The sequence below is a fragment of the Marinilabilia sp. genome, from assembly GCF_016278715.1.
Lineage (GTDB): Bacteria > Bacteroidota > Bacteroidia > Bacteroidales > Marinilabiliaceae > Marinilabilia.
Genome location: NZ_JADQBH010000263.1, coordinates 1 through 14,139 on the forward strand (window position 1 = coordinate 1; position 14,139 = coordinate 14,139).

The 14,139-nt window shown below is 42.6% G+C and carries 10 protein-coding genes and 1 pseudogene; 10 read left to right on the forward strand and 1 reads right to left on the reverse strand.

Annotated elements, in window-relative coordinates:
- The 7 genes from QZZ43_RS16065 to QZZ43_RS16095 all read left to right on the forward strand — a co-directional run.
- A partial coding sequence (locus tag QZZ43_RS16065; protein ID WP_291861498.1) for a TonB-dependent receptor occupies positions 1-1,097 on the forward strand: 1,097 nt, incomplete at its 5' end.
- 25 nt (positions 1,098-1,122) lie between these two features.
- Positions 1,123-2,742 carry a RagB/SusD family nutrient uptake outer membrane protein gene (locus QZZ43_RS16070; RefSeq protein ID WP_291861500.1) on the forward strand — a complete coding sequence of 540 codons (1,620 nt, stop codon included), beginning with the start codon at positions 1,123-1,125 and terminating at the stop codon, positions 2,740-2,742.
- Between the two features lie 19 nt (positions 2,743-2,761).
- Positions 2,762-3,787: a SusE domain-containing protein gene (locus QZZ43_RS16075; RefSeq protein WP_291861502.1), complete on the forward strand. Its 1,026-nt coding sequence runs from the start codon at positions 2,762-2,764 to the stop codon at positions 3,785-3,787.
- Positions 3,788-3,885: 98 nt separating this feature from the next.
- On the forward strand, positions 3,886-5,415 hold the full coding sequence (locus tag QZZ43_RS16080) for a SusF/SusE family outer membrane protein (RefSeq protein WP_291861504.1): 1,530 nt from the start codon (positions 3,886-3,888) through the stop codon (positions 5,413-5,415).
- A 212-nt stretch (positions 5,416-5,627) separates the two neighbouring features.
- The gene (locus QZZ43_RS16085) at positions 5,628-5,879 is read left to right on the forward strand and encodes a hypothetical protein (RefSeq protein WP_291861506.1); all 252 of its coding nucleotides are present in this window, start codon (positions 5,628-5,630) and stop codon (positions 5,877-5,879) included.
- 141 nt (positions 5,880-6,020) lie between these two features.
- Positions 6,021-8,807 carry an alpha-amylase family glycosyl hydrolase gene (locus tag QZZ43_RS16090; RefSeq protein WP_291861508.1) on the forward strand — a complete coding sequence of 929 codons (2,787 nt, stop codon included), beginning with the start codon at positions 6,021-6,023 and terminating at the stop codon, positions 8,805-8,807.
- A 330-nt stretch (positions 8,808-9,137) separates the two neighbouring features.
- Positions 9,138-9,290, forward strand: coding sequence for a hypothetical protein (locus QZZ43_RS16095; protein WP_291861510.1), 153 nt, complete (start codon positions 9,138-9,140; stop codon positions 9,288-9,290).
- Between the two features lie 63 nt (positions 9,291-9,353).
- Here the strand turns inward: QZZ43_RS16095 and QZZ43_RS16100 are convergent, their stop codons facing one another.
- A complete protein-coding gene (locus QZZ43_RS16100; RefSeq protein ID WP_291861512.1) occupies positions 9,354-10,454 on the reverse strand; it encodes a sugar transferase in 1,101 nt (366 codons plus the stop codon).
- A 292-nt stretch (positions 10,455-10,746) separates the two neighbouring features.
- Here QZZ43_RS16100 and QZZ43_RS16105 point away from each other — a divergent pair, with 292 nt between their 5' ends.
- The 3 genes and pseudogenes from QZZ43_RS16105 to QZZ43_RS16115 all read left to right on the forward strand — a co-directional run.
- Positions 10,747-11,400 carry a protein-L-isoaspartate(D-aspartate) O-methyltransferase gene (locus QZZ43_RS16105; protein ID WP_291861514.1) on the forward strand — a complete coding sequence of 218 codons (654 nt, stop codon included), beginning with the start codon at positions 10,747-10,749 and terminating at the stop codon, positions 11,398-11,400.
- A gap of 61 nt (positions 11,401-11,461) precedes the next feature.
- Positions 11,462-12,103 carry an MBL fold metallo-hydrolase gene (locus tag QZZ43_RS16110; RefSeq protein WP_291861516.1) on the forward strand — a complete coding sequence of 214 codons (642 nt, stop codon included), beginning with the start codon at positions 11,462-11,464 and terminating at the stop codon, positions 12,101-12,103.
- Positions 12,104-12,266: 163 nt separating this feature from the next.
- A pseudogene (locus QZZ43_RS16115) lies at positions 12,267-14,139 on the forward strand (glycine dehydrogenase (aminomethyl-transferring)); the annotation flags it as partial.

The window sequence follows — 14,139 nt, forward strand, 5'->3', positions numbered from 1 at the left end:
AACTTCGCGTAAGCTGGGGTGTTACCGGGCAACAGGATATTGGTAGTGATTATCCTGCCCAGGCAGCCTATGTTTTGGCTTCAGAAGGATCCTATTATCCTATCGGAGGAACCTTTATGCCAACTCTTCGTCCTGATGCTTATGATCCAAATATAAAATGGGAAGAAACTACTACTCAAAACGTTGGTTTAGATTTCGGATTTTTCAGGAACAGAATTTCTGGTTCTGTAGATGTTTATAAGAGAGAGACCGAAGATTTATTGAACGAGGTTACCATTCCATCCGGAAGTAACTTTTCCAATACATTATTAACCAACGTTGGGAGTCTTGAAAACCGTGGATATGAAGTGTCGTTGAACTTCATCCCATTCTCTACCAGAGATATGTCGCTAAATGTTGGTTTTAACCTTTCTTATAATGAGAATGAAATTACCAAACTGCTGATGTCTGATGACCCTGATTATCTGGGAATTCTTTATGGAGATGCAATGACAGGACAGAAACAGGTCACCCGTGTTGGCGAAACTGCGTATTCATTCTTTATGAACCGTCAGGTGTATGACCAGAGTGGGAAACCTATAGAAGGGTTATATGAAGATATCTCCGGAGAAGGTGGAGCAGTTAATGGAGACAATGCTGACAAGTATATTTACAACAACCCAGTGCCTGAATATCTTCTCGGTTTCTCCCTGAGGTTTAACTATAAAAACTTTGACATCTCAGCCAACAGCCGTGCCAGTATTGGGAACTATGTGTATAATGAAGTAGCTGCCGGTTCATCTTACGACCAGATACAGCAAATTGGTTACTGGAAGAATTTCCCTAGGGTATTGAGAAAAACTGATTTTGTGAAACGTCAGCTTACCTCTGATTATTTTGTACAGGATGCTTCTTACTTTAAGCTGGATAACGTTACAGCGGGATACAACTTCGAGAATATTACAGACAAATTATCTGCGTATGTTAGTCTGACAGCGCAAAATATTTGGACTATTACTGATTATGACGGACTCGATCCTGAAGTGGATGGTGGAATTGATAATAACTTCTACCCGCGTCCTCAGGTGTTTATGCTGAGTATTAATCTGTCTTACTAATTTCCCATTTTCAAAAGATATAGATATGAATAAGATATTAATAATATTAGGAGTTTTGACGTTCACCGGGATGTTCTCTTCCTGTGTGGATGATCTTGACGTAAAACCCAAAGACCCGGATACAATTCTCTCCGGAAACTTAGGGGATGATCCTGACAATATGAAACAGGTATTGGGTAAGATTTATGCCAGTTTCATCATTGCCGGCCAAGGTGATAATGGTGGAGCAGACATTGCTGCATCTGATGAGAACTTTTTTACAACCATGCGTGCTTTGTGGAATCTTCAGGAGATTTCTACCGATGAAGCTATTTGTGCATGGGGCGATGTGGGTATTGCTGACTTGAATACCCAAACATGGAGTCCGAGTAACCCATTCCTGACTGCACTTTATCAACGTTTGGGCTTGAGTGTTACTTATGCCAATGACTTTATTCGTATGAATAAGGGCAGTGAAGATCCGGAAGTTGCCAGATATGTGGCTGAAGCCAGATTTTTAAGGGCATTAGCCTATACCTGGATGATTGACCTTTTTGGAAATCCTCCATTTACTACCGAAGAAGATGGAGTTGGTAAATTTTATCCTGAACAGATCAATCGTGCCGACTTATTCGATTATGTTGTTACTGAACTGAAGGATATTGAGGATGAAGTGGGTGAACCCGGATTCTCTTATCCCCAGGCCGACAAAGGCGCCGTTTGGATGCTTTTGGCCCGTTTGTATCTCAATGCGGAAGTTTTTACCGGAACAGCACAATGGGACAGCTGTAAGTTCTATGCCGATAAAGTGATTGCTAGTCCTGCTTATGAACTGGCAGCGAACTATCGTCGGAACTTCAGTGCCGATAACGGATATGACGATGGTAATCTTGAGATGATTTTTGCCTGGGAACAGGATGGTGTTAACACTCAGGGATATGTTGGAACAACTTTCCTCATTGAATCAAGCAGTGACGCCGACTACCTTCCTGCAGAAGAATATCACGGATTAACTGAGAATACCAACTGGAATGGTAACCGTTCTCGTAAAGATTTCATGAACATTCTGGTTGATACTCTTGCAACTTATGGAAATGTACCAGTTCCGATGACTGACCGGGAGTTTACTGCAGCTGATGATAATAGGGTTTATCTCAAAATAAAGAGGACTATTGATATTCCCAGTCCTTCATCAAGTGGAGACTATGGAATTGGTGTTTACAAATTTACTGCACGCAATGCAGATGGTTCTCAAGCTGAGAACTATAACCCCGCCTATGCCAGCACCGACTTTCCTATTTTTCGACTGGCTGATGCATATCTGATGAGAGCTGAAGCAAATTTCCATCTTGGAGATCGCAGCTCAGCTATTGCTGATATTAATGTGATTCGTGAAAGGGCATACGGTGATGAAAGCGGAAATATAACCGATGCTGAACTTACAGAGGAATTTATCCTTGACGAACGTGCACGGGAGTTTTATTATGAAGCTCAGCGTCGTACCGACCTGGTTCGTTTCGGACAATTCTCGAATGGTACCTATAACTGGCAGTGGAAAGGTGGAACTTTTGAAGGAACTGCTACCTCCAGTCATTTGGATGTGTTTCCGATTCCCGGGGATGAAGTTTCCGCTAATCCAAATATTCAACAAAACACGGGTTACTAAACCAAAAAAAGAATAAACGATGAAAAATAAAATATTATTATATCTGACTTTTGTTGGGTTGCTTGGGGGTCTCGTTGCCTGCGAAGACGAAGGCGAGATCGTAACAATGCGAGAAAACCCGATAGCACCGTCTATTCAGACGATGCCTGAATTAACACTAAGCAGAGATAGAGGAACCGACTCTCTGGAGTTTGTTGCAACCCCTGTAGATCCAGGATTTCAGGCTTCAGCTCGTTATTTTCTGGAAGCTGCAGCTGCAGGTACTAACTTTGCAGATCCCGTGCAATTGTATAATGGGGTTCAGGCTGATGAAATTAAGATTACAGCAAGTGATTTGAATACCGCATTATTGAAGAAGTTCCCTGCTGATGCAACGTCATCTTTGGATTTCAGACTTAGGGCGGTGTTGGTTGTTGATGCAGGAACAGGAGCTCCTGGTACCGGAACCGATCCTTTTGAGTATATCTCTGCCGTTCAAACTGCCGATGTTTATCTGTATGGTTTACCTCGTCTGGAACTGCTTAACTCAGGGATGGATCAAAAGATAGAATCTCCGCTGGGTGATGGTAATTATTCAGGATTTGTTAAACTGGATTCAGAAAATCCCTACACGCTGTTTGATCCGGAGACCAATACCGAGTATGGTGGTGGCAGTGGAACTCTTGTTGTAGATGGCTCTGCTATTCAACCGGGAGCATCAGGCTGGTATCAAATGTCAGTCAACATTAATGACCTGACTTTCACTACGGATCCATATATGATTGGCCTTGTTGGTTCTGCTACGCCCAATGGTTGGGATACACCGGACCAGAAGATGGATTATGATCCCAAAACAGGAACCTGGAGTATTACTCTTGATCTTGTTGATGGTGATATTAAATTCAGAAAAAATGATGGTTGGGCATGGAACCTTGGTGGTACTCCTGATAATTTGGTTCAGGGCGGTGACAATATTGTGGTAACTGCCGGGAATTATACCATTACACTTAATATTATTGATGATACTACCGGTACTTATACAATTGTTGAAAACACGGTGGAGTAATTAAGAAAAAAGAAGCTTCCCTGTGAATTTGGGCGATGCCAATCAAATTGTTCACTATCACAGGGAGTTTCAAAATCTTAACGTTTAAATTTTAGAATATGAAAAAAATCAATAAATATGGAAGTCTTGGTCTTGTTGCATTGCTGGCAATATTCTCGGCTTCCTGCACAGAAGAAATGTCGGAATTAAGGCTTGAGCCTTCGATGAAGACAACTCAAAGCATGGAGGTAACTTCTGCTACTGCTACGGTTGAAGGGTTTATTGTAGCCGGTAGTGAGGATTTTACGGAGAAAGGAATTTGCTACAGTACTTCTCAGGAACCTACGGTAGAGGACAGTAAAGTGGTTTATTCCGGTGATGAAACCGGTGCTACATTTATGGTTACTCTCTCCGGACTTGATTTTGCTACTAAATATTATGCTCGTGCATACGGCGTTACTCCCGGTGGCACACTGTATGGTGATGAAGTTACTTTTACAACCAAGCCGGTTGTTCCTACCGTTGTTACAGTTGAACCAACTGAAGTGACCAGTGTATCAGCCGTTATTGGTGGTAATGTTACTGCTGACGGTGGTGGTGCTGTAACAGCAACAGGTATTTGCTATAGCACAAACCCTAATCCGGATATCAGTCAGACAGATAGTGTTACTGTCGATGGAGAAGGAATGGGTGAATTTGTGAGTTCGCTGATAGGATTATCAAACAGTACCACTTATTATGTAAGGGCTTATGCAACCAATAGCGCAGGTACAGCCTATGGAGAAGAGGTTTCTTTCACAACCCTAAGCATCAGTAAATTTTGGTTGGTAGGTGACTACAACGGCTGGAATATTGAAGGAGAAGAGGCCTACATTATCTCCACTCCATCCAGTGGTGGTTTGGCAGAAGGCTACGCTTATCTGACAGCAGGTGGTCTTAAGCTTTCAACAGATCACACATGGGATGAGGCTACAACTTTTGGTGACGATGGATCAGGTGGTTTGACCAATCCTGGTGATAATATTTCAGTTCCGGAGGATGGTTACTATTTGGTTCAGGCAAGTCTTGCCGAAAAAACCTACACTTTAGTTAAAACCGAATGGGGTGTTATAGGTGATGCAACTCCCGGTGGATGGGATACTGACACCAACCTGAGTTATAATCAGGATGCTAAAGTTTGGCAGGGTGGTGTTCATCTTACTGCAGGAACAGGTACTTTTAAATTCCGCGCAAATGATGCTTGGACTTATGATTATGGCAGCACCGCAGGTGACAATACTCTGGATGCAGGTGGATCAAATATTCCTGTAGCAATGGAAGCTGATTATTCCATTACACTGGACTTGAGTACACCTAACGAATATACTTATAGTGCGCATCATTGGGGCATTATTGGAAGTGCAACTCCCGGTGGATGGGACAATGATACCAATATGACCTGGGATGAGGTGAATGAAGTATTCACCGTTACGCTGGATTTGTTGGCCGGAGAATACAAAATCCGTGCTGATGACGCCTGGGATTTGAACTATGGAGGTGATTTGAATGCTCTGATAGCTGGTGGCGACAATATGGTTATTAGTGATGCAGGTAATTATACCATTACATTTGATCCCTGGGCCCTGGTTGGTTCGTTGACTCAAAACTAATATGATGAAAATGGAGGAGGTTGCCGGAACAATTCCGGCTGCCTCCTTTTTTTATTATTGGCATTAAATATTATCTTTTGAAACTCCCCGTTTTTTCTTATTCATCTTGTATTCAGCAAGATATTGCTTCTGTTGATGTGAAAGGAACAAACACGTTGGAACAGACAAAAAGTGATTTTTTCAAATAGTACCTTTTCCCATCTCAAAAAAATGTGTGTCTCTCCTTTTTTGGAGGCGTTGAATGTTTAAGTACTCATTGGCCCGGAACCTTTTCAAAGAAGAATAATCCCATTCCGGAAGCCTTTACCAATTACTTTGAAGAAAATCTGCCCTCATCAGAAGGGTACAAAATATATTTTGATCATGGCATTGAAACTCTTGATGCCATCCACCTGTTAATACAAAAGGAGATTGACCAGGTGATGTTATTAATAGAGAATCCGGTGAGCAACTATGTTACCTAAGTTTTTCCGGAAGCAAATCATTCTGAGGTTGCCTGACAAAAGGGGTGGCATATAAATTTAAAGTTTCTTTTGTCTAACGAAGAATGTTGAATTGAGATTAGTTTAGAAAAAAGCATTAGGTTTTACAGTAAAACAAACAATATGAAGCGACTCTTTTTTTTCATGTTCATAGGATTTGTTACCTCCTGGGTTTCGGCCCAGGTAGTAACAACCCAACCAGCTATCCCCACCGGGGACACTGAAATAGTGGTGACCTTTGATGCTACCGCCGGAACGGGCGGATTGGAAAATTTCACCGGAGATGTATATGCTCATACCGGGGTGATTACCAGTGAAAGTACCGGAGATGCGGACTGGAGATATGTGGTGGCCGGCTGGGGCGTCAATGTCGAAAAGGCTAAAATGACCAGGGTTACTGACAATACTTATGAACTCACCATCACCCCCGATGTTCGAAGCTATTATGGCGTACCTGAAGGAGAAGAAATCCTGAAAATGGCGTTTGTGTTCAGGAGTGCGTCTGAAGTTGGCGGAAGCTGGCTGGAAGGAAAAGATGAAGGAGGTAAGGATATTTTGGTGGATGTATATACTGCCGGATTAACAGCTTTGCTGTCATCTCCTGCTGATGGTGCACTATTTGACCCGAATACCCTAATTAATGTAGAAGGTCAGGGGCAGGATTCCGACGGGTTGGAGCTTTTTCTTGACGGAGCATCAGTGGCTACAGCCGCAACAGGGCAACTGGCTTATTCATTTAATGCCCCCAGCGAAGGCAGTCATCAATTAATTCTTGTGGCCTCAGCAGGGATTGAAACTGATGCCGATACCGTTAATTTCTATATCAAGGAACCGGTGGTTGCGGAGCCTCGTCCCGCCGGATTAAAAAACGGGGTGAATGTTGTGGATGACAATACCGCCACATTACTCCTTCAGGCACCTGAAAAATCTTACGTTTATGTATTAGGCGATTTTAATAACTGGGAACCTCGTCCTGAGGCGCAGATGAAGAAAGATGGTGAGTTCTTCTGGCTGACTGTTCCGGGATTAATGGCAGGAGAGGAATATGCATATCAGTATTATATTGATGGAGAAGTGAAAATTGCTGATCCCTACACAAATAAAGTACTGGATCCCTGGAACGATAAATATATAACCGAAGGAATTTATCCCGGTCTAAAACCTTATCCATCAGCCAAGGGAGCAGATGGAATTGTTTCGGTTTTTACAACCACTCCTGATGAATACCAGTGGCAGACCGCTGAGTTTACTGCTCCTGCAACCGAAGATTTGGTGATTTATGAATTGCTGATTCGCGATTTCACCGACGCTCAGGATATTAAAACGGTTACCGATACACTAGATTATTTGCAGCGCCTTGGCGTTAATGCCATTGAGCTGATGCCTTTTAACGAGTTTGAGGGCAACGACAGCTGGGGGTACAATCCATCCTTCTATTTTGCCACCGACAAAGCCTATGGTACCATAAATGACTATAAGGAATTTGTGGATGAGTGCCATGCAAGGGGTATCGCTGTGATAATGGATATGGTGTTGAATCATAGTTTTGGTCAGTCGCCCCTGGTGCGTATGTACTGGGAGGGTGATAAGCCTGCCGCAAACAATCCATGGTACAACAGGGAACACAATATGGCCAATCCCGATGCGCAATGGGGATACGATTTTGATCATGAAAGTGAATACACCAGACAATTGGTTGACAGTATTAATTCCTACTGGATGTCTGAGTTCAGGATAGATGGTTTTAGATTTGATTTCACCAAAGGATTTACCAATACTCCGTATGGTACTTCATCATGGGCAAGCGAATACGATGCCAGTCGTATCAGTATTCTCAAACGGATGTCCAATGAAATATGGGCAAGAAATTCAGATGCCATCGTGATTTTTGAACATTTATCGGATAATACTGAAGAAACACAACTAGCAAATCATGGAATCTTGCTGTGGGGCAATATGAATCATCCTTTCAGTGAGGCTGTGATGGGGTTCAATGAAAACGGAAAATCTGATTTTACCTGGGCTTCATACAAACAACGTGGCTGGACTTCTCCCAATGTGGTGGCTTATATGGAGAGTCATGATGAAGAAAGGGTTATGTTCAGAGCCTTGAATTATGGAAAATTTCTTGATGGATACGATGTGAAGGAACTGGAAAATGCAGTTATGCGTTCAGCTATGGCATCAGCATTTCTGTTGTCGATACCGGGACCAAAAATGATTTGGCAGTTTGGCGAAATGGGGTATGATGTGAGCATTGATGAAGGAGGGCGTTTGGGACAAAAACCTCCCAGGTGGAATTATCTTGGAAATTATGCGAGAGAGTCCTTGTGGAATTTTTATGCAGGAATGATTGATCTTCGAAAGAATCATGCTGTTTTTAGTACCAGCGATTTTGAAATGGATGTTGCCGGAGAAGTAAAGCGCATCAGTTTGAATGGAGATAATGTGGATGTGAGATTAATTGGCAACTTTGGGGTGGAGACTTCGAGAAAGGCTGCATTTTTCAGTAGTACGGGTTGGTGGTACAATCATTTTCAGGGCGACAGTATCAATGTCACCAATGAAAATATGGTGTTGTCTCTTCAACCTGGTGAATTTGCTCTCTATACTTCTGAAAAGTTGCCCGGATTCAAGAATGTCACTTCAACCGGCCCCGGGATTTTTGACAATTCAAATGGGGTCCGGGTTTTTCCTAATCCGGTGAAGAATAAAATTTTTGTGGAAATGACAGACCTAACGCAAATTGACAGAGTTGTAGTATATGACCTTTCCGGACGCGTGGTCTTTGATGAAAAATCTACCGGACAAAATGCTTTCGATCTATCATTGCTTTCTTCGGGATTGTATATTCTGGAGGTGGTGGATAAGCGTAATGCTTCGTCGTGGCACAAGATATTTAAAGAGTAAATACACAGATTAATAATTCATAGTCAGTAAAAAGAGGTCGGGGTTTCCCGGCTTTTTTTTGAATCCATATTAGTCTAATATCTCGTTAGGTTTTTATAAATTCTTGCTAATCAGTTATTTGTGCTTAAAAGTTGTTTTGTGTTAAAATGCAGATTTTCAATCCCGATGTTTCCGGATGTAGGTGTGTTGTTCGTTTGACTATACGAATTTAGAAAAACATATTTTTAAGCTTTAATACCACTATTGCCCGGGAAAATTGTGAAGTAACGAATTAGATTGTTTTACCCATAAACAGGGTCAGGCTGTTTCACTCTTGATGATCCTGTTTCTATGGGACGAAGTGATGCGGATGGAGCGTTTATCGGGCTGAAAGCCCTGCTTAATTTAGCCCAACGCACCGCGTTGGGCCATTGGAAAAATTATCATTATCGCCCTGAAAGGGCAGTTAGAGAGATTGTTAAGTCAGGTTTTGATTCCAACTGAGGATTATTTATGTATCCCGGAGTAGGGCTTTGGGATATATTGAACAGCTGTTTAGGGCTGGGTTTAAATATCAATTTTACTTTTAAAAAACAACCATCTGACAAGGGGATCGTGTGAAGTTGTTAAAGCTTTTAGATTTTCGATATTTTTTTCTTTCCTCTTTTCAGAAGGGGCATAAAAAGTTTTCAGAAAGATATACTGGATCGTATTTATGAGAATCTTTGCATCCATCATGAAAGTAGGTCGGTTTAGATAGACAATATCATAATACAGGCGGTCCGTCATTTCTTCAATGCTGCTGGCATAACCGTATTTTATCATGCCAAGCGAGGTCAATCCGGGTTTCTGTTGATAAATTATCTTGTAGTAAGGTAATTTTTGGGCCAGAAATCGTGCAAAGAATGGTCGCTCAGGGCGTGGTCCTACCAAAGCCATGTCGCCTTTCAGAATGTTCCAGAACTGTGGAAGTTCATCCAGATGCCAATATCTGAGAATTTTGCCGGCTTTGGTAATTCTCAGGTCTTTAATTCCTGACAGCTGTGGCCCGTTTTCCTCTGCGTGGCGAACCATTGTTCTGAATTTGTAAAGCGTGAATGGCCGGGCATTTTTCCCCAGTCTTTTCTGATTGTAAAAGATTGGGCCGGGGGAGGTTGCTTTGATAAATATGGCAATAAAAGGCAAAAGCAAGACGGTAAAAAGTATTCCCAAAACCGCTATGACTTTTCCCAGTATAATTTTGGTCACTTTGTGTGTTTTGGTCATCTTGTCGGGGAAAAGTCTGATGTGCGGGATGTCATTTAAGCTGCCGACCTCCATCAATCCGGTGAGCAGATCCATTTCTACCGGGATGAGTTTAATGATTGCCCGGGACAATTTCATGGACAGAAGCATTTCCTGTGAAACGGACCCTTTGGCAGGATATCCTACAACGATCAATTCATCAGCAGGACCATTGTGAAACGACTCGGGGAAAGCGGAAATCTGCCCCGCGTAATGAAATATGAGTGCTAATTTCTGGTCACAGAAATATTCAATTTCCACTTGCGGACGTGTTTCAATGTATTTGGTAATATTAGCCAATACATTTTCTGTTGGCACCTGAAAAAATAACAGAGCCAATTTATATTTCGGAAGAGGTTTTTGTTTGCCTTTAGTAAACTTCATTCATAAAGATAGTTTGGTCAATGGTTCTGCTTTTTTCAGGGGATAGGGGTACATTTTTGTTTCTGTCAGTTAATGAAATTTGGCAGAAGATTTCATTAATTGTTATCAAACCTCCAAAATCCAGAATGGTTTAAGGATTTAATTGGGTTTGAGGGGGATTTATTAATTAAGATACGTAAAAGAAAAGGTTTTGGTATGTTTATATAGGAGAAAAATGATTTTCTTTTGACCAAAGTCATGTGGATGTTGATGTTTTTTTGTTTTCTATCGGGCATCCGGTTATTTTTGTTAAATGATAAATGTAAATGATTCGTTTCGTCACAAAGGGTTGAGAAACCGTCTTGTGTTAGAAATAGAAAAGAAAGGAATTACTGATAAAGGGGTGTTAGAGGCGATCGGGCGCGTGCCCCGGCATCTTTTTATGGACAATTCTTTTGTTCATCTTGCCTACCAGGACCAGGCTTTTCCTATTGGTCAGGGACAGACGATTTCACAACCTTATACAGTAGCTTTCCAGAGTGGTTTACTCGATGTACAACCCGGAGTTAAAGTGTTGGAAGTTGGAACCGGTTCCGGCTATCAGGCGGCTGTGCTTTCGGAAATGGGGGCTGAAGTTTTTTCCATTGAGCGCCAGAAACGATTGCATGAGAAGACCGGACGATTATTGAAAGAGATTGGGTATAAGAATATCAGACTATTTCTAGGTGATGGGAATGAGGGATTGGCTGATAATGCACCATTCGAAAGGATTCTGGTCACTGCCGGTGCTGAATTGGTTCCCTCTGGGTTGCTGGTTCAACTTGCAATCGGGGGACTGATGGTTATCCCAGTCGGGATAAAATCACAAACAATGGTAAGGATTAAACGTTTATCAGAAGAGGAGTTTGAACAGGAGACCTTTGGTGATTTTGCTTTTGTGCCTTTGCTGAAGGGTATCACAGAATAGATTAAAGTTCTTCTGACATCTTAGTCGAGTTTTTTTTGCAAACAGAAATGAAAGAGTGAATATGATACATGTTGAAAGTTTAATTTTTAATCCTTTTCAGGAAAATACCTATCTGGTTTATACCGACGATGGTGATTGTGCAATTGTAGATCCGGGGATGCTTTTTCCTCATGAGGAAGAACGATTGGTGGAGCGAATTGAAGCCTTGAAACTTCGTCCTCAATTGCTTCTTCAAACTCATCTGCATGTAGATCATGTATTGGGAACAGGTTTTGTTACAAAGAAATGGGGGCTTGAAACACTGGGGCACGACGCGGATGCATTTTTGGTTGACAGAACCAAGGATATGGCAGCTGCATTTGGGATGGATTTGAATGAAAATCCTCCCTATCCAACAAAATATGTTGAGCATGGTGATGAGGTAAAACTGGGCGGGTTTTCGTTCGAAGTTATTCATGTACCCGGGCACTCTCCCGGTGGCATTGCATTCTATTGTGCCGAAGAGAAGATTTTACTCGCCGGGGATGTTTTGTTCAAAGGAAGTGTTGGGCGTTCCGACCTTCCCGGAGGCAATCAACATGAACTTATTGATGGAATCAGAGACCGCTTGTTGGTGCTGCCAGACGAGGTAACTGTTTATTCAGGCCATGGACCGGTAACTACCATTGGGGAGGAAAAAAGAAACAATCCTTTTTTGCAATAGATAATAGTTGTTGAACCACATAAGCTAACAAGAAGCGATTGAACCATATTTCATGTCAGACTTTTGATAAAAATCATTGGTGGGAATTAGAAATAATTAGTTCTTTTATAACCTTGTTTCCTAAACCATTACTGATACATAATATTTATCCAAATAGTTCGATATGAGTCAATTTGCAGACCGGCACATTGGGCCCGATGCCCGTGAAACAGACCTGATGCTTGAAAGAGTAGGGGTTTCATCTCTTGATGATCTAATTAATCAGGCGGTACCCGATGGTATCAGAATGAAAGGAGAGCTGAATCTTTCTCCTGCACTTTCGGAACAGGAGTTTTTGCAGCGTATTAGTGGAATTGCCGCGAGGAATGAAATATTCAGGACTTATATCGGGATGGGTTATTACAATACGTTTACCCCCTCTGTGATTATTCGCAATGTGCTGGAAAATCCGGTGTGGTACACTTCTTACACGCCTTATCAGGCAGAGATTTCGCAGGGACGCCTGGAGGCACTGCTTAATTTTCAGACCATGGTTACGGAGTTGACGGCCCTGCCGATGGCCAACGCATCCTTGTTGGATGAAGCTACTGCTGCTGCCGAGGCTATGATTATGATGTATAATACCAGGAGTAGGGATCAGGTTAAATCGGGGTTGAATTCCTGCCTGATTGATGAATACATCTGGCCACAAACAAGAGCTGTATTGGAAACCCGAGCCACCCCGTTGGGTATCAATTTGATATTTGCAGATGTTGCGAATGAGACTTTTGATTCGGAGCAATTCTTTGGCGCTATCGTACAATACCCCGATGCCCGTGGCGAAATAAGAGATTTTAGCGATTTTGCCGCGACGGTTCACCGTGGCGGAGGCAAGCTGGCTGTGGCAGCTGATTTACTCTCACTTGCCTTGATTACTCCCCCCGGAGAATGGGGAGCCGACATTGTTTTTGGCTCCACCCAAAGATTTGGTGTACCACTTTACTATGGGGGGCCTCATGCTGCATTTTTTGCGACTACTGAAGATTACAAAAGGGCCTTGCCCGGACGTATTATCGGGGTCTCCAAAGACGCAACTGGTCAGCCGGCATTGAGAATGGCCCTGCAAACCCGGGAGCAGCATATCAAACGTGAAAGAGCTACCTCCAATATTTGTACTGCACAGGCCTTGCTGGCAACAATGGCGGGATTTTATGGCGTGTGGCATGGCTCCGAAGGATTGAAAGAGATTGCCGGTCGAGTCCATAATCTGACAGTGCAGCTTCAGAGGTCTCTTGTGAGTAAGGGATTTAAGTCTTTTAATAATAACTTTTTTGATACCATTCTGCTGGGGCTACCAAAGAACCTGACGGTTGGAGATTTGAGAGAAAAGCTTCTGAAGAGAAAGATAAATCTGCGTTATTTTGAGGATGAAACGCTCATTGGGATCAGTCTGGATGAAACGACTTACGAAAGTGATGTTCAGGAGTTGGTGGACATCATTACCGGTATTGTGGATGAAACCAGTGTGAATACCGAGGATTTCTCAGCGGACAATGCTTTAGAGCCCGAGTTTATCAGGACAAGTCCTTTTCTTCAGCAGGAAGTTTTCAACATCTATAGATCTGAAACTGAGATGATGCGCTACATCAAGAGATTGGAGCGTAAAGATATTTCCCTGGCTCATTCTATGATTTCATTGGGGTCGTGTACTATGAAACTGAATGCCGCATCCGAATTATTTTCACTGACATGGCCCGGGTTTACTTCCATTCATCCATTTGTGCCCATAGATCAGGCCCGTGGTTATCATGAGCTTATGGATGAACTGAGATCTGACCTGGCAGAAATAACCGGGCTGGCAGATGTGAGTTTGCAACCCAATTCGGGGGCGGCAGGTGAATATGCCGGCCTTATGGTCATTCGAACGTTTCATGAAAGCCGCAATCAGGGATACCGTAATGTGGCATTGATCCCTTCATCTGCTCATGGGACTAACCCCGCCAGTGCTGTGATGGCCGGAATGAAAGTGGTGGTGGTAAAGTGTGATGATAAGGGAA

What these genes read in the sequence shown, in the direction of transcription:
- QZZ43_RS16070 (WP_291861500.1), top strand. Translation starts at nt 1,123, where the DNA reads ATGAATAAGATATTAATAATATTAGGAGTTTTGACGTTCACCGGGATG.
- QZZ43_RS16075 (WP_291861502.1), top strand. Translation starts at nt 2,762, where the DNA reads ATGAAAAATAAAATATTATTATATCTGACTTTTGTTGGGTTGCTTGGG.
- QZZ43_RS16080 (WP_291861504.1), top strand. Translation starts at nt 3,886, where the DNA reads ATGAAAAAAATCAATAAATATGGAAGTCTTGGTCTTGTTGCATTGCTG.
- QZZ43_RS16090 (WP_291861508.1), top strand. Translation starts at nt 6,021, where the DNA reads ATGAAGCGACTCTTTTTTTTCATGTTCATAGGATTTGTTACCTCCTGG.
- QZZ43_RS16095 (WP_291861510.1), top strand. Translation starts at nt 9,138, where the DNA reads ATGGGACGAAGTGATGCGGATGGAGCGTTTATCGGGCTGAAAGCCCTG.
- QZZ43_RS16100 (WP_291861512.1), bottom strand. Translation starts at nt 10,454, where the DNA reads ATGAAGTTTACTAAAGGCAAACAAAAACCTCTTCCGAAATATAAATTG.
- QZZ43_RS16105 (WP_291861514.1), top strand. Translation starts at nt 10,747, where the DNA reads ATGATAAATGTAAATGATTCGTTTCGTCACAAAGGGTTGAGAAACCGT.
- QZZ43_RS16110 (WP_291861516.1), top strand. Translation starts at nt 11,462, where the DNA reads ATGATACATGTTGAAAGTTTAATTTTTAATCCTTTTCAGGAAAATACC.